The sequence below is a fragment of the Streptomyces sp. NPDC017676 genome, assembly GCF_044329325.1.
In the GTDB taxonomy this organism is placed as follows: domain Bacteria; phylum Actinomycetota; class Actinomycetes; order Streptomycetales; family Streptomycetaceae; genus Streptomyces.
Map to the genome: position 1 here is coordinate 1 of NZ_JBIRJA010000037.1, position 23,894 is coordinate 23,894.

24 protein-coding genes are annotated in these 23,894 nt (G+C 72.0%); 16 read left to right on the plus strand and 8 right to left on the minus strand.

Translation table 11 applies throughout. From position 1 onward, the window contains the following. Positions 1 to 100 precede the first annotated feature (100 nt). The 4 genes from ACH4LD_RS41780 (at position 101) to ACH4LD_RS41795 (ending at position 4,077) form a co-directional block, all read left to right on the plus strand. Positions 101 to 745 carry an HAD family hydrolase gene (locus tag ACH4LD_RS41780; protein ID WP_398059539.1) on the plus strand — a complete coding sequence of 215 codons (645 nt, stop codon included), beginning with the start codon at positions 101 to 103 and terminating at the stop codon, positions 743 to 745. Between the two features lie 92 nt (positions 746 to 837). Beyond that, a complete protein-coding gene (locus ACH4LD_RS41785; RefSeq protein WP_398059537.1) occupies positions 838 to 1,551 on the plus strand; it encodes a VC0807 family protein in 714 nt (237 codons plus the stop codon). A gap of 185 nt (positions 1,552 to 1,736) precedes the next feature. Then, on the plus strand, positions 1,737 to 2,954 hold the full coding sequence (locus tag ACH4LD_RS41790) for an MFS transporter (protein WP_398059535.1): 1,218 nt from the start codon (positions 1,737 to 1,739) through the stop codon (positions 2,952 to 2,954). Then, entirely contained in the window at positions 2,905 to 4,077 is a 1,173-nt protein-coding gene (locus tag ACH4LD_RS41795; RefSeq protein ID WP_132792740.1) for an acetoin utilization protein AcuC, read from the plus strand. The genes ACH4LD_RS41790 and ACH4LD_RS41795 overlap by 50 nt, the downstream gene beginning before the upstream one ends. Before the next feature lie 176 nt (positions 4,078 to 4,253). On the opposite strand, the gene ACH4LD_RS41800 is transcribed toward ACH4LD_RS41795, so the two are convergent. After that, positions 4,254 to 4,772 (minus strand): GNAT family N-acetyltransferase, encoded by a 519-nt coding sequence (locus tag ACH4LD_RS41800; protein ID WP_398059553.1) that lies wholly within the window; start codon positions 4,770 to 4,772, stop codon positions 4,254 to 4,256. A gap of 166 nt (positions 4,773 to 4,938) precedes the next feature. Here ACH4LD_RS41800 and ACH4LD_RS41805 point away from each other — a divergent pair, with 166 nt between their 5' ends. From ACH4LD_RS41805 to ACH4LD_RS41825, 5 genes are all read left to right on the plus strand, one after another. Continuing rightward, complete coding sequence (locus ACH4LD_RS41805) at positions 4,939 to 5,754, plus strand: phosphatase (protein WP_398059533.1); 816 nt, start codon at positions 4,939 to 4,941, stop codon at positions 5,752 to 5,754. Positions 5,755 to 5,883: 129 nt separating this feature from the next. Beyond that, entirely contained in the window at positions 5,884 to 6,096 is a 213-nt protein-coding gene (locus tag ACH4LD_RS41810) for a helix-turn-helix domain-containing protein (RefSeq protein ID WP_121791081.1), read from the plus strand. A gap of 136 nt (positions 6,097 to 6,232) precedes the next feature. Then, the gene (locus ACH4LD_RS41815) at positions 6,233 to 6,331 is read left to right on the plus strand and encodes a 30S ribosomal protein bS22 (protein WP_003948845.1); all 99 of its coding nucleotides are present in this window, start codon (positions 6,233 to 6,235) and stop codon (positions 6,329 to 6,331) included. 187 nt (positions 6,332 to 6,518) lie between these two features. Beyond that, a complete protein-coding gene (locus ACH4LD_RS41820; protein ID WP_398059531.1) occupies positions 6,519 to 7,580 on the plus strand; it encodes an NAD-dependent epimerase/dehydratase family protein in 1,062 nt (353 codons plus the stop codon). Between the two features lie 14 nt (positions 7,581 to 7,594). After that, positions 7,595 to 8,659: a lysophospholipid acyltransferase family protein gene (locus ACH4LD_RS41825; protein WP_398059529.1), complete on the plus strand. Its 1,065-nt coding sequence runs from the start codon at positions 7,595 to 7,597 to the stop codon at positions 8,657 to 8,659. A gap of 70 nt (positions 8,660 to 8,729) precedes the next feature. Here the strand turns inward: ACH4LD_RS41825 and ACH4LD_RS41830 are convergent, their stop codons facing one another. The 3 genes from ACH4LD_RS41830 to ACH4LD_RS41840 form a co-directional block, all read right to left on the minus strand. Further along, positions 8,730 to 9,962: a DUF5667 domain-containing protein gene (locus tag ACH4LD_RS41830; protein WP_398059527.1), complete on the minus strand. Its 1,233-nt coding sequence runs from the start codon at positions 9,960 to 9,962 to the stop codon at positions 8,730 to 8,732. A gap of 235 nt (positions 9,963 to 10,197) precedes the next feature. Beyond that, positions 10,198 to 10,977 carry an ECF subfamily RNA polymerase sigma factor, BldN family gene (locus ACH4LD_RS41835; protein WP_132792725.1) on the minus strand — a complete coding sequence of 260 codons (780 nt, stop codon included), beginning with the start codon at positions 10,975 to 10,977 and terminating at the stop codon, positions 10,198 to 10,200. Positions 10,978 to 11,263: 286 nt separating this feature from the next. Continuing rightward, complete coding sequence (locus tag ACH4LD_RS41840; protein ID WP_079081089.1) at positions 11,264 to 12,184, minus strand: HAD family phosphatase; 921 nt, start codon at positions 12,182 to 12,184, stop codon at positions 11,264 to 11,266. 117 nt (positions 12,185 to 12,301) lie between these two features. On the opposite strand from ACH4LD_RS41840, the gene ACH4LD_RS41845 reads away from it, so the two are divergent. From ACH4LD_RS41845 to ACH4LD_RS41865, 5 genes are all read left to right on the plus strand, one after another. Further along, positions 12,302 to 12,583: a glutaredoxin family protein gene (locus ACH4LD_RS41845; protein ID WP_398059551.1), complete on the plus strand. Its 282-nt coding sequence runs from the start codon at positions 12,302 to 12,304 to the stop codon at positions 12,581 to 12,583. A gap of 280 nt (positions 12,584 to 12,863) precedes the next feature. Next, positions 12,864 to 13,640: a redox-sensing transcriptional repressor Rex gene (locus ACH4LD_RS41850; protein ID WP_132792719.1), complete on the plus strand. Its 777-nt coding sequence runs from the start codon at positions 12,864 to 12,866 to the stop codon at positions 13,638 to 13,640. Further along, entirely contained in the window at positions 13,637 to 15,331 is a 1,695-nt protein-coding gene (locus ACH4LD_RS41855; protein ID WP_398059524.1) for a glutamyl-tRNA reductase, read from the plus strand. The genes ACH4LD_RS41850 and ACH4LD_RS41855 overlap by 4 nt, the downstream gene beginning before the upstream one ends. Next, complete coding sequence (gene hemC / locus ACH4LD_RS41860) at positions 15,328 to 16,287, plus strand: hydroxymethylbilane synthase (protein WP_398059522.1); 960 nt, start codon at positions 15,328 to 15,330, stop codon at positions 16,285 to 16,287. Before ACH4LD_RS41855 ends, hemC begins: the two co-directional genes overlap by 4 nt. Next, positions 16,284 to 17,993 carry a bifunctional uroporphyrinogen-III C-methyltransferase/uroporphyrinogen-III synthase gene (locus ACH4LD_RS41865; protein ID WP_132792710.1) on the plus strand — a complete coding sequence of 570 codons (1,710 nt, stop codon included), beginning with the start codon at positions 16,284 to 16,286 and terminating at the stop codon, positions 17,991 to 17,993. Before hemC ends, ACH4LD_RS41865 begins: the two co-directional genes overlap by 4 nt. 73 nt (positions 17,994 to 18,066) lie before the next feature. Here the strand turns inward: ACH4LD_RS41865 and ACH4LD_RS41870 are convergent, their stop codons facing one another. Next, the gene (locus ACH4LD_RS41870) at positions 18,067 to 18,918 is read right to left on the minus strand and encodes a hypothetical protein (protein ID WP_398059520.1); all 852 of its coding nucleotides are present in this window, start codon (positions 18,916 to 18,918) and stop codon (positions 18,067 to 18,069) included. A gap of 263 nt (positions 18,919 to 19,181) precedes the next feature. On the opposite strand from ACH4LD_RS41870, the gene hemB reads away from it, so the two are divergent. Continuing rightward, positions 19,182 to 20,192 (plus strand): porphobilinogen synthase, encoded by a 1,011-nt coding sequence (gene hemB / locus ACH4LD_RS41875; RefSeq protein WP_132792707.1) that lies wholly within the window; start codon positions 19,182 to 19,184, stop codon positions 20,190 to 20,192. Here the strand turns inward: hemB and ACH4LD_RS41880 are convergent. Further along, a complete protein-coding gene (locus ACH4LD_RS41880) occupies positions 20,182 to 20,931 on the minus strand; it encodes a DUF4232 domain-containing protein (protein WP_398059549.1) in 750 nt (249 codons plus the stop codon). The genes hemB and ACH4LD_RS41880 overlap by 11 nt on opposite strands. A gap of 203 nt (positions 20,932 to 21,134) precedes the next feature. Between ACH4LD_RS41880 and ACH4LD_RS41885 the strand changes: the two genes are divergently transcribed. Beyond that, positions 21,135 to 22,541, plus strand: coding sequence for a helix-turn-helix domain-containing protein (locus ACH4LD_RS41885; RefSeq protein ID WP_398059518.1), 1,407 nt, complete (start codon positions 21,135 to 21,137; stop codon positions 22,539 to 22,541). Positions 22,542 to 22,551: 10 nt separating this feature from the next. Here the strand turns inward: ACH4LD_RS41885 and ACH4LD_RS41890 are convergent, their stop codons facing one another. Next, on the minus strand, positions 22,552 to 23,376 hold the full coding sequence (locus ACH4LD_RS41890; protein WP_398059516.1) for a DUF4253 domain-containing protein: 825 nt from the start codon (positions 23,374 to 23,376) through the stop codon (positions 22,552 to 22,554). A gap of 81 nt (positions 23,377 to 23,457) precedes the next feature. Further along, a complete protein-coding gene (locus ACH4LD_RS41895) occupies positions 23,458 to 23,847 on the minus strand; it encodes a VOC family protein (RefSeq protein WP_398059514.1) in 390 nt (129 codons plus the stop codon). Positions 23,848 to 23,894: the final 47 nt, after the last annotated feature.

Here is a 23,894-nt window from a genome sequence, read left to right on the forward strand (position 1 = left end):
TGCAGGGGGGACCCTGTGGGAGAGTAGGACACCGCCGAACAATTCTTGAGGAAACCCCCGCACCTTCGGTGCGGGGGTTTTCTGCGTTTAGGGTGAACTCATGCGCTATGACCTCGTCATCTTCGACAACGATGGTGTCCTCGTGGACAGTGAGCCCATATCCAACCGGCTCCTGGCCGCCTATCTGACCGAGCTGGGGCACCCCACGTCGTACGAGGACTCCATTCGCGATTACATGGGGTCGGCGATGCACCGGATCCATGACCTGGTTCTGGAGCGGACGGGACGGCGGCTGCCGGCGGAGTTCGACGAGGTCTTCCACGCTCGGGTGTTCGCCGCGTTCGAGCGGGAGTTGCGGCCTGTGCCCGGGGTGGCCGGTGTGCTGGAGAAGCTGGCCGCGGACGGGGTGCCGTACTGCGTGGCCTCTTCCGGGAGTCACGAGCGGATCCGGGTGGGGCACCGGACCACGGGGCTCGACCGGTGGTTCCCGGAGGAGTGCGTCTTCAGCTCGGAGGATGTCGGGCGGGGCAAGCCGGCGCCGGATCTGTTCCTGTACGCGGCCGAGCGGATGGGTGTGGCCCCCGGGCGGTGCGTGGTCGTCGAGGACTCCCCGCTGGGCGTACAGGCGGCCGTGGCGGCCGGGATGGACGTGTACGGGTTCACCGCGATGACGCCGGCGGTGAAGCTCGCGGGTGCCGGTCAACTCTTCTCCCGCATGGACCAGTTGCTCGACCTGCTGGTATGACCCCGGTCGGCCGTGATGGCTGACATATGTCATGCGGAGCTCCGGACGAACGTTTCTACTGCCGGACCCGGCCCGGCGGCCAAGCTGAGGGCATGACGAAGAACACGGGGAACCAGGGCCGGAAGCCGAGCGTGCTGGACAACTTCAAGCCGCTGCTCATCGATGTGGCGCTGCCGCTCGGCTCGTACTACCTCTTCAAGGACGCCCTCGGGATGAGCACCTTCGCGGCGCTCGCCTGGAGCAGTGTCGTACCGGCGGTGCGGACCGTGGGGGGACTGGTCAGGGAGCGCAGGACCAACGCGCTGGCGGGCCTGATCCTCGTCGTGAACGTCGTGTCCCTGCTGCTGAGTTTCGTCTCGGGTGACCCGCGGCTGATGCTGGCCAAGGACAGCGGGGTCAGCAGCACGGTGGCCATCGGCATCCTGGTGTCCGTCCGGCTCGGCAAGCCGATGATGACCGCGGGCATGAAGCCCTTCCTGGTGAAGGGCGACGCGGCCAGGGAAGCCGCCTGGCAGCGGCTGGTGTCCGGGGTGGCGGCCGAGTCCGCGGCCTTCCGTTCCAGGGAGCGGGTGTTCTCCGTGGTGTGGGGGCTGGCCCTGCTGGCCGAGTGCGTCGTACGGGTCGTGGGTGCCTACACCATCCCCGTGGACACCATGGTGTGGCTGGGCTCCGTCATCCTGGTCGCCGCGATGGCGGTCGGTTTCGTGGTCAGTGGTGGGCTGGCCGTGGAGCCGATGGAGCGGATGCTCGCGGCCGAGGTGGAGGCCGGCCGGGCGGAGCGACCCGCGGTGGCCGTCGCCGCCTGATCCCCCGCCGGCTGTTCCCCCGGCGTCTGACCTCCGGGCCGAAGCCGGTACGGGCCGAAGCCGGTACGGGCCGAAGCCGGTACGGGCCGAAGCCGGTACGGGCCGAAGCCCGGGGCGGAAGTTGAGGGAAACTCATCTTTGGCTGGATCTACCCAGCGGTAGCCCGGGGCCCTACTCTCGCCGCCATGACTGATGTGCTGCGGCGCGGTAGGGCCTCGCTGGCGTTCAGCTTCTTCGCGCAAGGCGTCGCCTTCGCCCTGCTGGTGACGCGCATCCCGGCCATCCAGGACCGGTACGGGGTCTCCGACGCGCTGCTGCCGGTCTTCCTGGCCGCCGTGCCGGTCCTCGCCGGTGTCGGCAGCGTGAGCACCGAGCACCTGGTGAAGCGGGTACGGCCCAGCCGGCTGCTGCGCTGGTCCCAGCCGATGGTGCTGCTGGCGCTGCTCGGCGTCGGGACGGGCGGGCACGAGCAGGTGGCCGTACTGGCCGTGGCACTGGGCGTGTTCGGCCTGGCGGTGGGCGCGCTGGACGCGTCCATGAACATGCTCGGCGTCAGCCTCCAGCGGTCGTACGGGCGCAGCATCATGCTCAGCTTCCACGCGGTCTACAGTCTGGGCGCGATCCTGGGGGCCTCGCTGGCCTGGGCGGGGGCGCACTGGCACCTCGCGCTGTGGGTGTCGTACCTGCCGGTGGTGGCCGTGCTGCTGCCGGCGGCGCTGGTGGGGAGCCGGTGGTACGTCGACGGGGAGCCCGAGTCCGCTCCGGAGCGGACCGCGGAGCAGGGGACCGTCGTCTTCAAGCTGCTGCTGCCGCTGTGCCTGGTGATGATGTTCGCCTACATCGGGGACTCGACCGTCTCCAACTGGAGCGCCAAGTACCTGAAGGACGTGCTCGGCAGCTCGGAGCAGCTCGCGACGGTGCCGTACAACGTGTACATGGTGACGACGCTGGTGGGGCGGGCCCTCGGGGACCTCGGGGTCCGGCGGTTCGGGGCCGTGGCGGTCGTACGGCTCGGAGCGGTGGTCGCGGCCGGCGGGTTCGGGGTGGTGGCCGTGGCGCCCGGCGCGTGGGCCGGGATGCTCGGGTTCACCCTGCTGGGGCTGGGGCTGTGTGTGCTGGTGCCGCAGACGTTCGCGGCGGCGGGTCGGTTGTTCCCCGGGGCCTCGGACGCGGCGGTCGCGCGGCTGAACATCTTCAACTACGTGGGGTTCCTGATCGGGGCTCCGCTGGTGGGTGCTCTCGGTGACGCGTGGAGCTACCGGGGGGCCATGCTCGTGCCGATGGTGTTGGTGCTGGTGACACTGGGGTACGCCAGGTCGTTCGCCGCTCAACCGGACCGATACGGTGGCGGGCATGAGCGGCCGCGCACAGCTGATGTGGGACGAGGCAGTAACGGGCTATGACTTCGGTCGGAACCATCCGATGGATCCGGTCCGGCTGGAGCTGACCCGCCGGCTGGTCGGTGCCTTCGGGCTCGACCGGGAGGTGGAGGTCGTCGCGGCGAAGCCGGCCGGCGAGTCCACGCTCCGGCTGGTCCACCGGGAGGACTACATCGACGCGGTGAAGGCCGTGTCGGCGGATCCGGCGGGGGCGGACGGCTCGTACGGGCTGGGAACGGTCGACGATCCCGCGTTCGCCGGGATGCACGAGGTGTCCGCGCTGATCGCCGGGCAGTCGGTGGGGGCGGCCGAGGCGGTGTGGCGGGGGGACGCCGAGCACGCCGTGAACTTCGCGGGCGGGCTGCACCACGCCATGCCCGGCGGGGCGTCGGGGTTCTGCGTCTACAACGACGCGTCGCTCGCCATCGCACGGCTGCTGGAGCTGGGGGCCGAGCGGGTCGCCTACGTGGACGTCGACGTGCACCACGGGGACGGGGTGCAGGCCGCGTTCTGGGAGGACCCGCGGGTGCTGACGATCTCGTTGCACGAGCATCCCCGTACGTTGTTCCCGCAGACCGGGTGGCCGCAGGAGACCGGGGCGGGCGCGGGGGAGGGGGCCGCGGTGAACGTGGCGCTGCCGGCCGGGACCGGGGACGCCGGATGGGTACGGGCGTTCCACGCCGTGGTGCCGGAGCTGCTCGCGGACTTCCGGCCGCAGGTCCTCGTCACCCAGCACGGGGCCGACACGCACTTCGAGGATCCGCTCGCGCATCTGGCGGTCTCGCTGGACGCGCAGCGGGCGGTGCAGGTGGCGTGCCACGACCTGGCGCACGAGTACGCCGGGGGCAAGTGGGTCGCGCTGGGCGGGGGCGGGTACGCGGTGGTGGACGTCGTACCGCGGTCGTGGACGCATCTGGTGGGGATCGCGGCCGGTAAGCCGGTCGCTCCGGAGGCGGTGATCCCCGAGGCGTGGCGGCAGGACGTGTTCGCCCGGACGCGGCAGTCGGGGCCGTGGCGGATGACGGACGGGTTGTGGCCGGTGTCGTGGGCGTCCTGGGAGGAGGGGTACGACCCCGCCGACCGGGTCGACCAGGCCGTGCTGGCGACCCGGCGTGCCGTGTTCCCGCTGCGGGGGCTCCTTCCCTGACGCCCGCTGCCCCCCCGTCGGGCGGCATCGGGGGCGGACCGGTCCACCGGCCGGCCGTCCAGGTGCCGTAATTGCTGCGCTTCGGCTGCTCCCACGACGTGAGCGCGGGACGATCGCCGACACGATCTGCCCGGCTCCCGGGGATCGCTCCGCCCCCGCGACGGGGGCCCTTCGGGCTACCAGGGAGAGCGGTCGTGGAGGATCTTCTGGAACAGCACGTGGTCACGCCACTCACCGTCGATGTGCAGGTACTGGGGTGCCGTGCCGATCACGTCGAATCCGCACTTGGTCAGCACCCGTTGGGACGCCAGGTTGGCGAGCACCGTACCGGCCTCGATCCTGTGCAGATCGAGCTGCTCCTCAGCCACCTGGCAGACCGTCCGGACGGCCTCGGTCGCCAGGCCACGCCCTGACCACTCCGCGTCGATCCAGTATCCGAGATGGGCGCTCCGGAAAGGCCCGAGGGCGACGTCGGACAGCGTCACCGCTCCGACCACCTCCTGCCCGGCGGTCAGCACCCACGGGAAGAGGCGCCCCGCGTCCCGCTCCTTCAGCTGGCCCCGCACACGGTCGGCCTGCCCCTGCTCGGTGAAGAACTCCTCACCTCTGCGGGGCTCCCATGGGCGCAGGTGATCGCGATTGCGCAGACAGGCCCTGTACAGCCCGCCGGAGTCCGCTTCCTCCAGGGGACGCATCAGCACATCGCGGGTGACGGTCAAGGGGAATGTGATCACCGCCTGATCGTACGAGTCGGCGCGATCCTCGCCGTCCGCGGTCCGGCCGGCGGCTCTGTTAGGCCAACCGTGCGGACTTCCGGCGTTTCCGTCCCGTCCGCGCTCCCCATGGGCCACCATCGCATCCGTGTCGACCGCCGCCCGTCTCCGCGCGCATCTGGTGGCCGCCCGGTTGGCCGGGGTGGTGGCGACGTCTCGGGAGGACAGCCTGCGGAGTTACCGGCTGTTCGCCGCCCGGGATCCACGCGTGTTGATCGGGATCGATCCCGAAGGGGCATGGGGAGTCCGGGACTTGCTCGGGTTGATGGCGGAGAAGTGCGGGGTTTCGGCCGATCCCCGGTACTTCTCCGGACCGGATGTGATCGATCCGGAGCGGACGCTCGCCGCGCTGGACGCCTTCGCCGGGCGGATCCGGGAGGTGGCCCGACGTGGCGCGCCCGTGCTGCTCGGCACCGGGCACCCGGGTCCGCTGCTCGGTTTCTACGCCGCTCTCGCGGACGCTTTGTCGACGGCGGGATGTGAGGTCCTCACCCCGGCGCAGGGTCGCTGTGTCGACATATTGACCCGGTTCGGCCTACGCACCCATCGCCTCGACTACGTACGAGGGGTTGCCCTGGTGCGGGAACCGGCGAGCGGGCGCCCCGGTTGTGAGCCGGGCGCCCACAGCCACTCGCCGCTCCCGGTTCGGGTCGCGCTGGACGCCGTGGCGGAGGCCGGCGGGCCGCTGCCGCAGCTGGTCGTGGGGGACCACGGGTGGGTCTGCGGTGCTGGTCAGCTCGGGTTCGAGGCCATCGGTCTGGCCGACACGGATGATCCCGCGCTGTTCGTGGGGGAGGCCGAGGGGCGGGTGTCCGTCGCCGTTCCGGTTGATGACGCAGTGCGGTCTGCTCACTACCGGCCGTTGATCCGCTACGTACTCAATCGCGCGTGTCTGTCACAGTAGGCCGCCGATAGGTGCACCTCTTCCCCACTCGCATCACCCGCCCCTAGTCTGGGGAGTGAGCACGCAACGACGAAGAGTCACCGGAAGGGGAAGCCGGTGGCCGTCGAGTGCGGAAGGTTCAGGTGTGTCATGGCTGCAGCTGGCGAGAGGCCTCTGAACGAGGTTCAGTTCCTTACCGTGGCGGAGGTCGCCTCGGTGATGCGAGTGTCGAAGATGACCGTGTACCGTCTGGTGCACAGCGGTCATCTGCCCGCGATCCGGGTGGGGCGGTCGTTCCGCGTCCCGGAACAAGCGGTACACGAGTACCTCCGCGACAGCTATGTGGGGGTGGAGACGGCCTGACGGCGACCCCTGGGTGACCCGGGGGCACCCCCTCGATTACGACCTCGGCGCTCGGTTGGGTAGGCTAGCCCCTCGTAGGTCGTGTGGGCCCATGGCGCCCAAACAACCGAGTGATGAGAAGTGAGCGAGGGTAGTCGTGGGCTCTGTTATCAAGAAGCGGCGCAAGCGGATGGCCAAGAAGAAGCACCGCAAGCTGCTCAAGCGCACGCGCGTTCAGCGCCGTAACAAGAAGTAAGCGGCGCCGCGAGAGCGTGGCCCTGTGGCCCCCCACCAGCAGTGGTGGGGGGCCACAGGCATATACCGATGGGGGAATTTCCGTCGCCGGGCGCACCTGGGGTCATCACAGCGCAACATCGACCGGCTAGGTTGGCCGCACACGGGGAACGCGGGATACCGGTTACGCGGGAAGGAAGGCGCTGATCTTGGGACGGATCGTGCTCGTCACCGGAGTCGCCCGGCAGCTCGGCGGCCGGTTCGTGCGGCGGATCCAGCGGGACCCGGAGGTCGAGCGTGTGATCGCCGTGGACGCGGTGCCGCCGGCGCACCACCTGGGCGGCGCCGACTTCATCCAGGCCGACATCCGGCAGCCGACCATCGCCCGGGTGCTCGCCGAGACCGGCGCGGACACGGTCGTCCACCTGGACGTCACCGGCACGGCCCTGGGCGGCGGCAGCCGGGCGACGGTCAAGGAGACCAACGTCATCGGCACCATGCAGCTGCTCGGCGCCTGCCAGAAGTCGCCGACCGTGCGGCGGCTGGTGGTGAAGTCCAGCACGAACGTCTACGGCTCCGCGCCGCGCGATCCGGCCGTGTTCACCGAGACGACCCCGCCCAAGTCGCTGCCCAGCGGCGGCTTCGCGAAGGACGCCGTCGAGGTGGAGGGGTATGTGCGCGGGTTCGCCCGGCGGCGTCCGGACGTCGCCGTGTGCGTGCTGCGGTTCGCCAACATCCTCGGGCCGGCCGCGGACACCCCGCTCGCCTCGTACTTCGCGCTGCCCGTCCTGCCGACCGTGTTCGGCTACGACCCGCGGCTGCAGTTCGTGCACGAGGACGACGTCGTCGAGGTGCTGCGGATCGCCTCGCACGAACCGCGCCGGGGCACCCTGAACAGCGGCACCTTCAACATCGCCGGGGACGGCGTGCTGCTGCTCTCGCAGTGCTCCCGGCGGCTCGGACGGCCCACCGTGCCGCTGCTGCTGCCCGCGGTCACCTGGGCCGGCTCCCTGGTGCGTACGCTCGGTATGACGGACTTCTCGCCGGAGCAGATCCGGCTGCTCACCCACGGGCGGGTGGTGGACACCGTCCAGATGCGCGAGACGCTGGGCTTCACGCCCCGCTACACGACGGCCGAGACCTTCGCGGACTTCGCGCGCGGCCAGGGTTCCGGGCTGCTGCCGCCGGAGAGCCTGGCGGCGGCCGTCGACCGGGTCGCCGCGCTGACCGCGGGGGCGGGCGGCCACCCCCAGACGCACAGCGCCAACTGAGGAGAGCGGCAACGATGGCGGACGCCAAGGTCATTCCGTTCGACGACGACCGGTCCCGCGGCAGCGCCGCACAGCGCCAGCCGCGGCGGCGGAGCGGGGGGAACCGGCGCGGTGCGCTCGGGGAGCCGGGGGAGATGGGCGCGGTCCAGCCCCTGCCGGGGCGGGAACGAGCGCGGGAGGAGGCTCCTGTGAGCCGCGAGGAGGAGCCGGTGGAGGCCGTGGAGCCCGGCGGGCGGGACGGCGGCCTGGAGCGGCGGGTGGCGGCCGGGCTGGCCTTCCTGCGGCGCCGGCTCACCGGGGACTACGAGGTCGACGACTTCGGCTACGACGAGGAGCTGACCGACCAGGTCCTGATGTCGCTGCTGCGGCCGGTGTACGAGAAGTACTTCCGGGTCGAGGTGAAGGGCGTCGAGAACATCCCGGCCGAGGGCGGTGCGCTGATCGTCGCCAACCACTCCGGGACGCTGCCGCTGGACGGGCTGATGATGCAGGTGGCGGTGCACGACCACCACCCGGCCGGCCGCCACCTCCGGCTGCTCGCCGCCGACCTGGTCTTCGTACTGCCGGTGGTCAACGAGCTGGCCCGCAAGCTGGGGCACACCCTCGCCTGCGCGGAGGACGCTGAACGGCTGCTGGGGCAGGGCGAGCTGGTCGGGGTGATGCCGGAGGGCTTCAAGGGGATCGGGAAGCCGTTCGGCGAGCGGTACAAGCTCCAGCGGTTCGGCCGGGGCGGCTTCGTCTCCACCGCCCTGCGCCAGGGTGTGCCGATCGTCCCGTGCTCGATCGTCGGGGCGGAGGAGATCTACCCGATGATCGGCAACGCCAAGACGCTGGCGCGGGTGCTGGGCATCCCGTACTTCCCGTTGACGCCGACGTTCCCCTGGCTCGGTCCGCTGGGTGCCGTTCCGCTGCCCACGAAGTGGACGATCCAGTTCGGTGAGCCGATCCCGACGGACGGGTATCCGCCGGAGGCGGCGGAGGATCCGATGCTGATGTTCAACCTGACCGATCAGGTGCGCGAGCAGATCCAGCACACGCTGTACAAGCTGCTGGTGCAGCGGCGCTCGGTGTTCTTCTGAGACGTCGGGTGAACGCATCGAGGGCGCCCTGCTCGGAAAAGGGCGCCCTCGATGTCGTCGCCGTGTCGCGTCAGTCCGCGTCCTGCCCGTCGATGCCCAGGCCCGGGAGCAGGTCGGGGATGAGCGGGGGGATCGTGACGTCCGGCTGGCCCGTGGGGGACCTGCCGGCGGACGGGGAGGTGGTCTCGGACCCGGTCTTCGGCGGGTCGAGCAGGCCGCCGGTGTCACCGCCGATGAGCCCGTCGCCGCTGCTGCCGGTGGCCGGGCCGCTCGGCGTGCCGGTGCCGGTGTGCTTGCCCGCGGACGGGGTGTTCCCGGCGCTGGGCGTGGTGGACCGGTGGCTGCCGGAGGAGCCGGTGGACGCCGGGCCGGAGCCGCCCGGGTGTCTGCCGTCGCCCGGTCGTGCCGGTGGCTGCGGGAGCAGGGACTGCAGCGGGGCGACCTCTTCGTCTATGGCGTCGAAGACCGAGGACACCTGCTGTTTCACATCGCCCAGCTGCGTGGGCAGCTTGTCGCTGAGCGCGCTCCAGGCCTGGCGGTGGGACTTGGAGAACGTGGACAGCGCCTGGATGGGGCCGAGCGAGTCCGGGTCGGCCTCGTAGGCCGCGTGGAGCAGGCGGTGGCCCTCGGTGACGTCGTGCTGCATCCCGGCCAGGGTGCGGCGGATCTCGCCGATGGACTCGTGGTCCAGATGGCCGCCCCGGCCGCGCTCCAGCAGCCGCCGGGCCTCGTTGAGGCGGGTGGAGGCCTGGTCGAGGTAGGTCTGGCCGCGCTGGTCGTCGCCGTCGGTCAGGTAGTTGAGCTTGAAGTCCTCGATGCCGCGTTTCAGTCCGTACAGCGAGTCGCCGGGCAGGGCGTCGGAGCTGGCGGCGGCGACTCCGCCGAAGGCCCCGGCGGCCACGCCCACGCTGAGCCCGCCGGCCGCGAGACCCTTGGTCAGTCGCGTGCGCGGGCGGAGCTTGCCCAGCGGGCTCGCCCGGTGCGCGCCCTTGGCCCGGTGGGAGCGTTGTTCCGGTACCGACGTGTCCGTCGCCCCGGTGCCCTCCTGGAGCATGGCCTCCATCGCGGCCACCAACCGGGCCCGCTGGACGACCTTGACCTCGGGGTCGAGTTGCGGTCTGGGCAGTGCGCCGAGGCCCGCTGCCAGGGCCAGCAGTTCGCCCTGCTCGGTCCGTTCCTCGGAGGTCGGCGGTGATTCCGCCTGGCCTACGGACTGCTCGGCCGCCGTGTCCCGGTCGGACTGCTCCTCCAGGGCCTGGGCGAAGGCGTTCGCCCGCCGGTGCGCCGATACGTTCGCGATCACTGGCGGCACCTCCTCTCGTCATGACGGTCGACTCCCCAGGGGGTCCTGAGGGTTGCACGCCCACGGAACTTCCACGCGATCGAGCGATCGGGGTCGGCCAGGACGTGACCACAGGGAGCCTGTATCCCGCACAACGACTGGCGCGGCACTTGGGTTACGGACGGCGGATACCCGGATCGCAAAGGCAACGGACTTTCACTGTAGGTGAGTTGACCGTTGCCCTGGGTCACGTGGCTCAGCGGGCGTCGTCCGGCAGCAGCCGGGCGAGGGTGCGTACGGCGCGGTACTGGAGGGTCTTGATGGCGCCCTCGTTCTTGCCCATGACCCGGGCGGTCTCGGCGACCGAGAGGCCCTGGAGGAAGCGGAGCGTCACGCACTCCTGCTGCTGGGGGTTGAGCCGCCGTACGGCGTCGAGCAGGGCGGCGTTCGACAGGGACTCCAGGACGGAGTCCTCCGGGGAGCGTTCGACCTCGTTGGCGTCGAGCATCTCGCCGGTGGTGACCTCCAGCCGGAAGCGGCTGGACTTGAAGTGGTCGGCGACCAGGTTCCGGGCGATGGTGACCAGCCAGGCGCCGAAGTCGCGGCCCTGCCAGGTGAAGGTGCCGATCCTGCGGAGTGCCCGCAGAAAGGTCTCACTGGTGAGGTCCTCGGCGGTCGCCCGGCCGCCGACGCGGTAGTAGATGTACCGGTAGACGGTGTCGCTGTACTGGTCGTAGAGCCGCCCGAAGGCCTCGGCCTCCCCCGCCTGGGCGCGTTCGACCAGGTCCATCATCCGGGCGCTGTCGCTGTCGGCGGCCGGGCGGCGGGCGGTGGCCGCGCCGGTGGCCCGCCCCCGTCTGCCGACGGCGGCACTGCCGTCGGCCAGTGCGTAGCACGGGCCGGCGGGCGCGGCGGCGGCGAAGGCGGGGACGGCGTACGCGGTGGGGACGAAGCCGCGCAGCGTCTCTTTGACCATCGCGACTGTTGCGCGCAGCGTAGCCAGGCCCGAGGCGTCAACCCCGACGTGTGGGTACACGGGACTCCCAGAGGCAGAGCTTCCATCACGTGCAGTGCGGGACCTTTCACCCGTCGTAGCGACGGAGGGGTACCGGTTTGCGTCTGAGGAGAATAACGCTTCGTGCAGGGCCTGCTACACCGAGTTGCTCAAATCATCGATTGCGTCGCATCCGTAACCGTTTGATGGTGGGTCAAGTTCCGCAAGCTGATCGCTTGTTGACCGGAAAGAGGCTGGTTTCGGTGAGGAGCGGCGCGTGTTGAAATGGCCGCGGCATAATTCGTGCGCGCGGGGCTCGCCGTGGCGGTTATCGGCGCCGTCGGCTCAGGGCGATCGCCGCCGCCGTGCCACCGGCCACCGCGCCGACCCCGGCCGCCGCCGGGATGCCGACCTTGGCCGCCTTGCGGCCGGTGCGGTAGTCGCGCAGGCGCCAGTCCTTCTCGCGGGCGTGCCTGCGCAGCTTGGCGTCCGGGTTGATGGCGTAGGGGTGGCCGACCAGGGACAGCATCGGGATGTCGTTGTGGCTGTCGCTGTAGGCCGCGCAGCGGGACAGGTCCAGCCCCTCCGCGGCGGCGAGCGCGCGGACCGCCTCGGCCTTGGCCGGTCCGTGCAGGGGCTCGCCGACCAGCTTGCCGGTGTAGACGCCGTCGACCGACTCGGCCACCGTGCCGAGGGCGCCCGTGAGGCCGAGGCGGCGGGCGATCACCTGGGCGATCTCCACCGGGGCGGCGGTGACCAGCCACACCTTCTGGCCGGCGTCCAGGTGGGCCTGGGCGAGGGCGCGGGTGCCGGGCCAGATCCGGTCGGCCATGTACTCGTCGTAGATCTCCTCGCCGATCGACTCCAGCTCGGCGACCCGGTGTCCCTTGACGATCGACAGCGCCGAGTCGCGGGCGTCCTGCATGTGCTCGGGGTCCTCGACGCCGGCCAGCCGGAACCAGGCCTGCTGCCAGGCGAACCTGGCGAGGTCGCGGGTCTCGAAGAACTTCCGCTTGTACAGCCCCCGGCCGAAGTGGAACAGCGCGGCGCCCTGCATCACCGTGTTGTCGAGGTCGAAGAAGGCGGCGGCCCGGTCGTCGCCGATCACGGGGAACTCCGGTTCCTCCGGCGTGGCGCGCGGGGCTTCCTGCGAGGACTTGCGGGCGGCCTCCGCCGAGGCCTCGCCTGCCAACACGCTCCGCGCCGTGGCGGAGCGCCTACGGGGAGTGAGCCATCCGAGAGCGGCCATGTCGTGAGCATAGCCAGTCCGCCCCGCGGTTCCGGCGACCGGAGGTTGGGAGGTTGTGAACTCTGCACGACCGGGCCGTTAAAGAAGCGATCCGGAATGGGCGCCGGGCGCGCGAGAATGGCCGGTATGAGTCCCCTCTTCCAACGCAGGGCCGAGCCGCGCGCGCGGCTGGTCACCCTCATCCGCAAGCCGGGCTGCCATCTGTGCGACGACGCGCAGGCGGTGATCGAGAAGGTGTGCGGCGACCTCGGCGTGCCGTGGGAGCCGAAGGACATCACCGAGGACCGGGAGCTGCACGACCGCTACTGGGAGCAGATCCCGGTCGTACTGGTCGACGGTGAACAGCACACCTTCTGGCGCGTGAACGAGGAGCGTCTGCGCCGGGCACTGACCGAGTAGTCCAAACCGGCCCGAAAGTCGCTTAGGATCGACGGCGGTTTGGTCTCGGGGGCGGGATTCGTGAGGAGTGTGTGCGGTTTTGCCCCCAGTAACGAAGGGACACCGGTGCGTATGCGCCGGTTCCCGGCCAGGGCGCATAAGTCGCGTGACCCCGGTCACTTCTGCCGGGCAAATCGGACACCATCTTTGTGCACGCGTTCACAAAGACATAGCCTGCTGTGCACGGGGCGGTCTGGGGACGTATGACCGCCTGCAGCCCCGCTCTACCCGCAGGAGCACCGTGGCAACTGGCCGAACACACCGACCGGCGACCCGTAGCCGAGGAATTCCCGAGGCCACCGTCGCCCGCCTTCCGCTGTACCTCCGAGCCCTGACCGCGCTGTCGGAGCGCTCGGTCCCCACGGTCTCCTCCGAGGAGCTGGCCGCGGCGGCGGGGGTCAACTCCGCCAAGCTGCGCAAGGACTTCTCGTACCTGGGCTCCTACGGAACGCGCGGTGTCGGCTACGACGTGGAGTATCTCGTCTACCAGATCTCCCGCGAACTCGGCCTGACCCAGGACTGGCCGGTTGTGATCGTCGGTATCGGCAACCTCGGCGCCGCCCTCGCCAACTACGGCGGGTTCGCCTCCCGCGGCTTCCGGGTCGCGGCCCTGATCGACGCCGACCCGGCGATGGCCGGCAAGCCGGTCGCGGGCATCCCCGTCCAGCACACCGACGACCTTGAGAAGATCATCGAGGACAACGGCGTGTCCATCGGCGTGATCGCCACCCCGGCCGGCGCCGCCCAGCAGGTCTGCGACCGGCTCGTGGCCGCCGGTGTGACCTCCATCCTGAACTTCGCGCCGACCGTGCTGTCCGTCCCGGACGGCGTCGACGTGCGCAAGGTCGACCTCTCGATCGAACTCCAGATCCTCGCCTTCCATGAGCAGCGCAAGGCCGGTGAGGAGACCGCCGCGGGCGACGGCGCGGTGCCCGCCGCCGCTGCCCGTGCTGCGGCCGCCGACGACTCCGCCGACCAGGGGCCCGACGGGGACGTCCCCGCCGTGATGCCGGCATGAGCCTCCTCGTCGTCGGACTGAGCCACCGCAGCGCCCCGGTCAGCGTGCTGGAGCGGGCCGCGCTGAGCGCGGACGCCCAGACCAAGCTGCTCCAGGACACGGTCGCCGCCGAACCCGCCGGTGAGGCCGCGGTGCTCGCCACCTGCAACCGCATCGAGCTGTACGCCGACGTGGACAAGTTCCACGCCGGTGTCGCCGAGCTGTCCACGCTGCTCGCCCAGCACAGCGGGGTCGGCCTGGAGGAACTCACCCCGTACCTCTACGTCCACTACGAGGACCGGGCCGTCCACCACCTGTTCTCGGTGGCCTGCGGGCTGGACTCGATGGTCGTCGGCGAGGGGCAGATCCTCGGCCAGATCAAGGACTCGCTGGCCCGTGCCCAGGAGCTGCACACCGCCGGCAAGCTGCTGAACGACCTGTTCCAGCAGGCGCTGCGGGTCGGCAAGCGCGCCCACTCCGAGACCGGCATCGACCGCGCCGGCCAGTCCCTGGTCACCTTCGGCCTGGAGCAGCTCGCCGTCGGGACGCCCGTCACCGACTGGGCCGCGGGCAAGAAGGCGCTGATCATCGGCGCCGGGTCGATGTCGTCGCTGGCCGCCGCGACGCTCGCGCGCGCCGGGGTCGCCGAGGTCGTCGTCGCCAACCGCACCTTCGAGCGCGCCGAGCGGCTCGCCGAGATCCTCACCGAGTCCGACGAGAACGAGGTGACCGCCCGCGCCGTGCGCATGGACGCCGTGGCCACCGAGCTGACACGTGCCGACGTCGTCGTCTCCTGTACCGGGGCGACGGGCCTGGTGCTCACGGCGGAGGCGGTCGCGCACGCGGTCGAGGGCCGTACCGGCTCCCCCGTCGCCGACACCGGTGCCACGGCCGCGCAGCCGGAGGCCGCGCAGCCCGGGACCCCCGTGCGGTCCACCGGCATCGGCGCCGACGAGAACTGCCCGCTGGACCTGGCCGCCGCACAGCCCGGCTTCTCCCTGATGGGCGAGGCCGCCGTGGCCGGCATGGACGCGGCCACCCTGGAGCAGCACGCGGCCTGGGTCGCGGGAGGCACCGTCGACCGCCGGGAGCGCCGGACGCCCGAGGCGGACGCCGAGCTGATCACCGCGCTCGCCGCGACCGCCGCCACCGTCGGCCGGATCCCCGAGCGGCGCAGGCCCGAGCCGGTCGCCGAGCGGCCCGCGCCCTTCTTCTTCCTGCTCGACCTGGCCATGCCCCGCGACATCGACGCGGCCGTGCACCGGCTGGCCGGGGTCCGCCTGGTCGACATCGAGTCGCTGGCGGAAGCGTCCGCCGACGCGCCGATGGCGGCCGACGTGGACCAGGTCCGGCGTATCGTCTCCGACGAGGTCGCGGCCTTCGGCGCGGCACAGCGGGCGGCGCACATCACGCCCACCGTCGTCGCGCTGCGCACCATGGCCGCCGACGTCGTCGCCAGTGAGATCGCCCGCCTCGACGGCCGCCTGCCCGGCCTGGACGAACGCCAGCGCGGCGAGATCCGCCAGGCCGTGCACCGGGTCGTCGACAAGCTGCTGCACGCGCCGACCGTACGGGTCAAGCAGCTCGCGGCGGAACCCGGCGGCGCCGGGTACGCCGACGCGCTGCGCACCCTGTTCGACCTCGACCCCGAGACGGTGGCCGCCGTCTCCCGGGCCGGGGACAGCACAGACACGAAGGACCGACCGGCATGACTGAGAAGGCGTTGCGGCTGGGGACCAGGCGGAGCAAGCTCGCCATGGCCCAGTCCGGGCAGGTGGCCGAGGCCGTCCGCCAGGTGACGGGGCGGCCCGTCGAGCTGGTCGAGATCACCACGTACGGCGATGTCTCCCGCGAGGCGCTCGCGCAGATCGGCGGCACCGGCGTGTTCGTCACGGCGCTGCGCGACGCGCTGCTGAGGGGCGAGGTCGACTTCGCGGTTCATTCGCTCAAGGACCTGCCGACCACGCAGCCCGAGGAGCTGGTCCTGGCCGCCGTACCGGTGCGCGAGGACCCGCGGGACGTGGTCGTCGCGCGGGACGCGCTGAAGTTCGCGGACCTGCCGCGGGGCGCGCGCATAGGCACCGGTTCGCCGCGCCGCATGGCGCAGCTCAACGCGTACGCCCGTACCCACGGCCTGGACATCGAGACGGTCCCGATACGCGGCAACGTCGACACGCGGATCGGATACGTCCGCGACGGCGAGCTGGACGCGGTCGTGCTGGCCGCCGCCGGACTGAACCGGATCGGCCGGATCGACGAAGTGACCGACTTCCTGTCGGTCGACACGGTTCTGCCCGCCCCCGGCCAGGGGGCCCTGGCGATCGAGTGTGCCGCGGGCAACGCGGACCTCGTCGCCGCGCTCGGTGAGCTCGACGACCCCTTCACCCGGGTCGCCGTCACCGCCGAGCGGTCACTGCTCGCCGCCCTGGAGGCCGGTTGCAGCGCACCTGTGGGCGCGCTGGCCGACCTTCTGGCCGACGGGCAGATTGTCAAGGAAATGCGCCTGCGCGGCGTCGTCGGTACGACCGACGGCACCCGCATGGTGCAGCTGTCCACCACCGGTCCCGTGCCCCAGACGCACGACCGGGCGACGGCACTCGGTCGCGAACTCGCCACCGAGATGCTCGCCCAGGGCGCGGCCGGTCTGATGGGGGAGCGAGCACATTGAGCCCCACCACCCTTCCCGCCGGTCCGGAACACGGGCACGTCACCTTCCTCGGTGCCGGACCCGGGGATCCGGGACTGCTGACTCTGCGCGCCGTGGAGGCGCTGTCGAACGCGGACGTCCTGGTCGCCGAGCACGAGGTGCTCGACGTCATCCGGACGCACGCGCGGCAGGGCGTCTCCGTGGTGCAGACGGACGCGGACTCCGCCGCGGTGTCCCCGCCGGGCACGGGCACGCCCCAGCTGACGGTCGTTGACGGCACGTCAACACCCGTCGCCGTCCCGGCCGCTGCCCGGGATGCCGCTCATCTTGTCATGGAGGCCGCGCGGGGCGGCAGGCGGGTCGTCCGTGCCGTGTCCGGGGACCCGGGACTGGATACGTACGCGGCGGAGGAAATGCTCGCGTGCGCGGCCGCCGGGGTGCCCTTCGAGGTCGTCCCCGGTGTCGCGGCGGTGGTCGGCGTGCCCGCGTACGCCGGTGTGCCGCTGCGGGACGCGCAGGGCGCGGACGTCCGGTTCGTGGACGCCCGGACCGCCTCCGAACGGTGCTGGACGGAGGTGGGCGCGTCGGACGGCACGGTGGTCGTCTCGACGACCCTGGACTCGGTCGCCGCCGCGGCGGGCGAGCTGGTCTCGGCGGGCCGCAAGCCGGACACCCCGCTGACGGTGACGGTCGCCGGTACGACGACCCGGCAGCGGACCTGGACGGCGACGCTCGGCACGATCGCGCAGACGCTGAAGCAGGCGAAGGTGCTGCCGTCGCCGGACGGCGGCCGGCCGGTGATAGCCGTGGTCGGTGAGCGCAGTGCCGCCGCCCGGCGCGACGAACTGTCGTGGTTCGAGTCCAAGCCGCTGTTCGGCTGGAAGGTGCTCGTGCCGCGCACCAAGGAGCAGGCGGCGTCGCTCTCCGACCAGCTGCGGTCCTACGGCGCGGTGCCGCACGAGGTTCCCACGATCGCGGTGGAGCCCCCGCGCACCCCGCAGCAGATGGAGCGGGCGGTCAAGGGCCTGGTGACGGGCCGCTACGAGTGGATCGCGTTCACCTCCGTCAACGCGGTGAAGGCGGTCCGGGAGAAGTTCGAGGAGTACGGCCTCGACGCGCGTGCCTTCGCGGGCATCAAGGTGGCCGCGGTGGGCGAGCAGACCGCCAAGGCGCTGGTCGCCTTCGGTGTGAAGCCCGACCTGGTGCCGAGCGGCGAGCAGTCGGCCGCCGGTCTCCTGGAGGACTGGCCGCCGTACGACCCGGTGTTCGACCCGATCGACCGTGTCTTCCTGCCCCGGGCCGACATCGCGACCGAGACCCTGGTCGCCGGTCTGATCGAGCTGGGCTGGGAGGTCGACGACGTCACGGCCTACCGGACCGTGCGCGCGTCGCCGCCGCCGGCCGAGACCCGGGAGGCGATCAAGGGCGGCGGCTTCGACGCGGTCCTCTTCACGTCCTCGTCCACGGTCCGGAACCTGGTGGGCATCGCGGGCAAGCCGCACAACGTGACGGTGATCGCGTGCATCGGCCCGGCGACGGCCAAGACCGCCGAGGAGCACGGCCTGCGGGTCGACGTCATGGCCCCGGAGCCGTCCGTGCACAAGCTGGCGGAGGCGCTGGCGGACTTCGGCATGAAGCGGCGCGCCGCCGCGCTGGAGGCCGGTGACCCGGTGACCCGGCCGAGCGAGCGGAGGCCGGGGGCGCGCAGGCGGAGGTCTACGACCTGACCGGCGGGCGAGACGCTGCCCGTAGGGGCGCTCCGGTTCCTGGAGCACCCCTACGGCCGTTCTCGGCGCTGGCTCAGGCACCCAGGTAGACCGGTGCCTTCTGGACGGACTTGCCGTAGATGTGGTTGCTGAGGGTGCCGTCGGCGCCCAGGACGACCAGGGTGACGTTGTCCTGGAGGACGACCGGGCGGCCCTTGGCGTACGCGACGGGGAACGTGCCGTGGCTGGTGGTGAGCTGGGCCCCGTAGACACCCTTGTGCTTGACGAGCTTGACGATCGCGCCGTTGGCCAGCTTGTAGCGGCCCAGCCGGGGGCTGACGGCGGTCTCGGCGCCGGTCCAGCCGACGGTCCCGCCGACCGGGTCGAGCACCAGCGTGCGGTTGCCGAACAGAGCGGCGCCGGCGCGGGAGTGCGCGTCGAGGAAGCGCACCAGCTTGCCGTCCCGGGAGACGCGGGCCTGGTGGTGGTCGGCGGAGACCTTGAAGATCTGGGCGGTCGTCCGTGCGTCGAGGCGCAGGGTGCGGGAGAGCGTGCCGCGCAGGGTGCAGTCGGCGGACAGGGCCGGGACGGGCGTGGACTGCCAGGGGGTGGGCCCTCCCTGGCTGCGCTGGCCGAAGACGGGCTTGGCGGAGAGCACTCCGGTGATCCTCAGTCCGTCGGCCAGGTCGGTGGGCTTGCTCTGGTCCACGGTCGCGACGGCGTGACCCTTGGCGTCCAGCAGTGTGGCGGACGCGCCGTTGTCGGCGCTGCCGACGAGGCGGACCTTCATGCCGCCGCCGAAGACGGAGGGGATGGTCGTGGCGGTGACGCAGGCGCTGCTGCCGGCCGGCGCGGGCGAAGTGGCGGCACTGGCCGAGACCGTGGAAGCAGTGGTGGCACCGATGAGGGCGACGGCGGCGAGGGCGGTACGGAGTGCGGTGCGCATGGCTGCTCCCGGGGGATTCGGCTTCTGACGTGCTGGCTGCTCTGACCAGCCGGAACCACACTAGAGATCACGCTTTCCGGAATCGTCGAGTCCATGTCACGGCCGCGTCACCGCGCGTCACCTGCGGCCCTGCCCGCTCCGGGACCGGTGTGCGCGAGGCGTCGGCCGGGTGCGGGAGGCGGCCCCGGAGGGTCCCGGACCCCTCTTCCGGTCCGACACCGCGTCGGCAAAGGCGCAGGCCCGGCGGGCGTAGCGTAGAGGGCATGACGAAGTACGGATCCTTCCCCGGTACGCGTCCCCGACGGTTGCGCACCACCCCCGTCATGCGCCGCATGGTCGCCGAGACCCGGCTGCACCCCGCCGACCTCATCCTCCCGGCGTTCATCCGCGAGGGCGTCAGCGAGCCGGTGCCGGTCGCGGCGATGCCCGGCGTCGTGCAGCACACCCGGGACAGCCTGAAGAAGGCCGCGCTGGAGGCCGTGGAGGCCGGGATCTCCGGGATCATGCTCTTCGGCGTGCCGGAGGAGGACAAGAAGGACGCCCGGGGCACCGTCGGCACCGACCCGGACGGGATCCTCCAGGTCGCCCTCCGGGACGTCCGGGCCGAGGTCGGCGACGACCTCCTCGTCATGTCCGACCTGTGCCTGGACGAGTTCACCGATCACGGGCACTGCGGGGTCCTGGACGCCGAGGGCCGTGTCGACAACGACGCCACCCTGGAGCGGTACGCCGAGATGGCCCAGGTGCAGGCCGACGCCGGCGCCCATGTCGTCGGCCCCAGCGGGATGATGGACGGCCAGATCGGCGTCGTCCGTGACGCGCTGGACCAGATCGGCCGCGAGGACGTCGCGATCCTCGCCTACACCGCCAAGTACTCCTCGGCCTTCTACGGCCCCTTCCGGGAGGCCGTCGCCTCCTCGCTCCAGGGCGACCGCAAGACCTACCAGCAGGATCCGGCCAACTGGCGCGAGGCCCTGCGGGAACTGGAGCTCGACCTCACCGAGGGCGCCGACATGGTGATGGTCAAGCCGGCCGGCCCCTACCTCGACATCCTCGCCCGGGTCGCGGACGCCGTGGACGTGCCGGTCGCCGCCTACCAGATCTCCGGCGAGTACTCGATGATCGAGGCCGCCGCCGAGAAGGGCTGGATCGAACGGGACCGGGCGATCTTCGAGACCCTGACCGGCATCAAGCGGGCCGGGGCGCGCAACATCCTCACCTACTGGGCCACCGAGGTGGCCCAGAAGCTGCGCCGGTCCCCGTTCACCAGCTGAGGGCGTCGTCCCTCTCCTGCTGCCAGTACGTCACCTTCAGCGAGCTGTCGTAGTAGACGCCCTTCGCCGGCAGGGGCGGCGTCGCGGACGGACCGCCGCTGCTGTTCGGGGTGAGGCCCTGGAAGCCCACCGTCAGCTTCCGGGCCGTCATCCCGCCGGTGCCGCTGCCGTCGGCGGCCGACAGCAGCACACCCGCGTACCCCGACTCGCCGGGCGCCAGGGACACCACGGCCTGCGGCTGGGTGCCCCGGTCCGCCTGCGGCACCCACTGCATCTGGTCGAAGCGGAGCACCGGGTGGTACGGCAGCTCGCAGGTCTTGCCGCCGGTGTTCTTCACGGTGATCAGCATGTGGTTGAGGGGCCGGGCGACCGGCTGCGCGGTGACGGTCGTGTTCGCGCCGTTGCACAGCACCACCGAGGTGCCGGAGCCGCTGGAGCCGCCGGTGGTGCCGGTGTTGCCCCGGGTGCCGCGCGCGGCGGAGGCGCTCGGCCGCGCGTCGGGTGCGTGGGTTCGGGCCACGGGCGTGCCGTTCGCCGTACGGCCGCCGGTGCCGGCCTGGGACGTGCCCGACTCGGCCTTCCCCGTGGCCTTCTCCGGCGCGGTCTTCTCCGCCGACGCCGTCGGGGTCGTCGGCCGGGCGGCGCCCTCGTCCTCGGTGCCCGTCCCGTTGCCGCACGCCGTGAGCGCGAGGGCGGCGACGGCGGTGCCGGTGGCGGCGAGCAGACGGATATGGCGCATTCGCATGGCAAGTCCTCTTTCGGGCTGGGCCGGTTGACGTGCTTGGATGACCAACAGCCTGTGGGCGGGCCCGTCCCAGCGGCCAGTAACGGCCGGGGATCCGGGACGCTGGAACGCCCACACCGGCTTTGACCTGCGAGAAAAGTCCCTCCCTGGAACGCCGGGGTGGGACGAGGGGGGACGGAGGAACGGTGTCGGAGGGCATGTCCGAGTTCGCGGAGCTGCTGCGGGAGTTGAAGAACCGCTCCGGGCACAGCTACGGCACGCTCGCCAAGCGGCTGCACATGAGTACGTCGACGCTCCACCGGTACTGCAACGGGGACGCCGTACCTGCGGACTACGCGCCCGTGGAGCGGCTCGCCCGGCTGTGCAGGGCCACGCCCGAAGAACTCGTGGAGCTGCACCGGAGGTGGGTGCTGGCGGACGCGTGGCGGGGGCGGAAGGAGCCGTCGCCGGTGGCGGTGACGGAACCTGAGCCGGTGGCTGAACCTGAGTCGGTGCCGGCGGCCGGACCTGAGTCGGTGCCGGCGGCCGAAGCCGTGCCCGTGCCGGTGGCCGGACCTGAGCCGGCGCCGACGGCCGAACCCGTGCCGGTAGCCGAACCCGTGCCCGTGCCTGTGGCCGGGCCTGAACCCCGGCCGGTGTCAGAGGCCGCGCCGGACGCTCCCCGGCGTCGCGGGCGCCGCCCCGTCGCCCTCCTCGCCGCCCTGACCGTCACCGCACTGCTCGGCACCGTGGCGGTCGCGCTGAACCTGCCCTCCGGGCACTCCGGTGACGCAGAGCGGGACGGCCGGGACGGCAGGAACACCGCGGCCACCTGGGAGGCCGCCGCCCGGGACAGCGCGTCGCCGGTGCCGACGGCCGGGAGCCCGGCGCCGCACCGGTCCGCCACCCGCTCGCCCTCCCGCTCGGCCTCCCCCTCACCCAAGGCCCCCGCCGCCCACGGCGGGACCCCGGCGGACGGCCCGGCCGCCGCCACGACCGACCGGACGACGGCCGGCCCGCCCCTCACGGTGACCACGCACCCCTTCAGCTGGCAGAGCCCCTGCTCCCAGCACTACCTGATCGACCGGCCGCCCACCGCCGTCTCCCCGCCGCCGCTGGAACAGGACGCGCCCGCCTGGGTGGACGTGCACCAGGCGGTCTCGGCGGGGGAGCAGTTCGTCACCTTCACCGTGCAGGGCACCGGTGAGGAGACCGTCGTCCTGGAGAAGCTGTCCGTGCGCATGGCGGGCAAGCGGTCACCGCTCGCCTGGAACGACTACGCCATGGGCTACCCCGGCGTCGGCTGCGGCGGCGGTGTGCCGACGCGCTCCTTCACCGTCGCCCTCGACGCGATGCGCCCCGCGCCCGTACCGGAGGCCGGGAACCGGGACTTCCCGTTCAAGGTGAGCCGGTCCGACCCGGAGGTCTTCCACGTCACGGCGGACGCGTCCGCGTACGACGTCAGCTGGTACCTGGAGCTGTCCTGGTCCAGCGGGGACCGGCACGGCACGCTGGTGATCGACGACGCCGGCCGGCCGTTCCGCACCAGCGGAAACAACGGCCGGCCCGCGTACGCATTCCCCCTCGGCGGCGAGAAATGGCGACCCGCGTCGGAGGCGAACTGACGCCTCCGGCTCACTCCCACCAGAAGGACCAGCTCGTGGCGCCGACCAGCTCCTCCGCGTACGCCCCCACGCTCCCCGGGCCGCTCTGCACCACGGCGTTCGGGCACAGGGCGTAGTGCTCGGCGGCCAGCACCTCGGCGTCGTCGAGGGCGGTGGGCGGCGCCGCCACGGACACCACCAGGGCGTCCGGCCCGAGCGCCACCACCCGGACCCCGAACCGGTCCTCCCACGACCGCAGCACCGCGCAGAACCGGGCCACGTCGCCCTCGTGCTCCAGGGCGCCGGTCCAGCCGATCGCCGCCGGTATGTCGGCGGACCGGCGCGCCGGCACGAGGGCCAGGTGCGGCTCCTCCACCCACTCGGCCCACCGGCTCAGGTCCTGGTGCAGCTCGTCGGCGACCTGCGCGGCCCGGCTCTCCGGATCGGCGGCCAGGAGCCCGCCGGACGCGAGCCCCGGCCACTGCGTGCCGAACGGCTCGGTCTCCTTGCCGGCATCCCCGTCGGTCTCCTCCGCCCAGTACTCCGACAGCACCTCCCCGGCCTCGTGGTCCCCCGGGTACGACGCCTCGCCCGGCAACAGCACCCAGTCCTCCACCCCGGCCCGGCAACCGGCCAGGTCCACCAGCACCGGCAGCAGCCCGGCACGGGACGCCGGCGCCCCCAGCGCCTTCCAGGTGCCGGGCGAGGAAGGCTTCTCCGCGTGCCACAGCAGGGGCTCGTGCCAGGGGCCGTCGTCCGTCTCGTCCACCAGCCTGCCGGGAGGCAGCCGAAGGCCGAGGGAACGCCCGCTGGGGTCGGTGGCCAGCTTGGGCAGCGGGTTGGGAAGAGTCGCCATACCGGTGACTGTAAAGCCCGTCACTGACAACGCCGTTGAGCAGCGCACACGCCGGTGGCGGGCCGGCCGTACGGCCCGGTGTCAGACCAGGGTCGTGATGCAGAACGGGTGCCCCGCCGGGTCCAGCAGGACCCGCCAGCGGTCCGGCTGCGGCTGGGCCTCCGGCTTGGTCGCGCCCAGCTTCAGCAGCCGCTCCTCGGCCGTGTCCAGGTCGTCCACGCCCACCTCGATGTGGGCCTGCTTCTCCTGGGCCGGGTCCGGCCAGGTGGGGCGGCGGTAGTCGGCCAGGCGGTTGAAGCCCAGGCCCGGCGCGCCGTCCTCGCCGCCCAGGAAGACGAAGTCGTCGGAGGTGTAGGCGACCGGGAGGCCGAACATCTCGCCGTAGAAACGCGACAGTTCCACCGGGTCGGCGCAGTCGAAGGTGACGGCGGCGTAGCGGAAGACGGGTGCGGAAGCGGTGTCAGTGCTCATGGGGCGACCGTAGGACACGACCCGGACAGGTACGGTCCTGGTTGTGC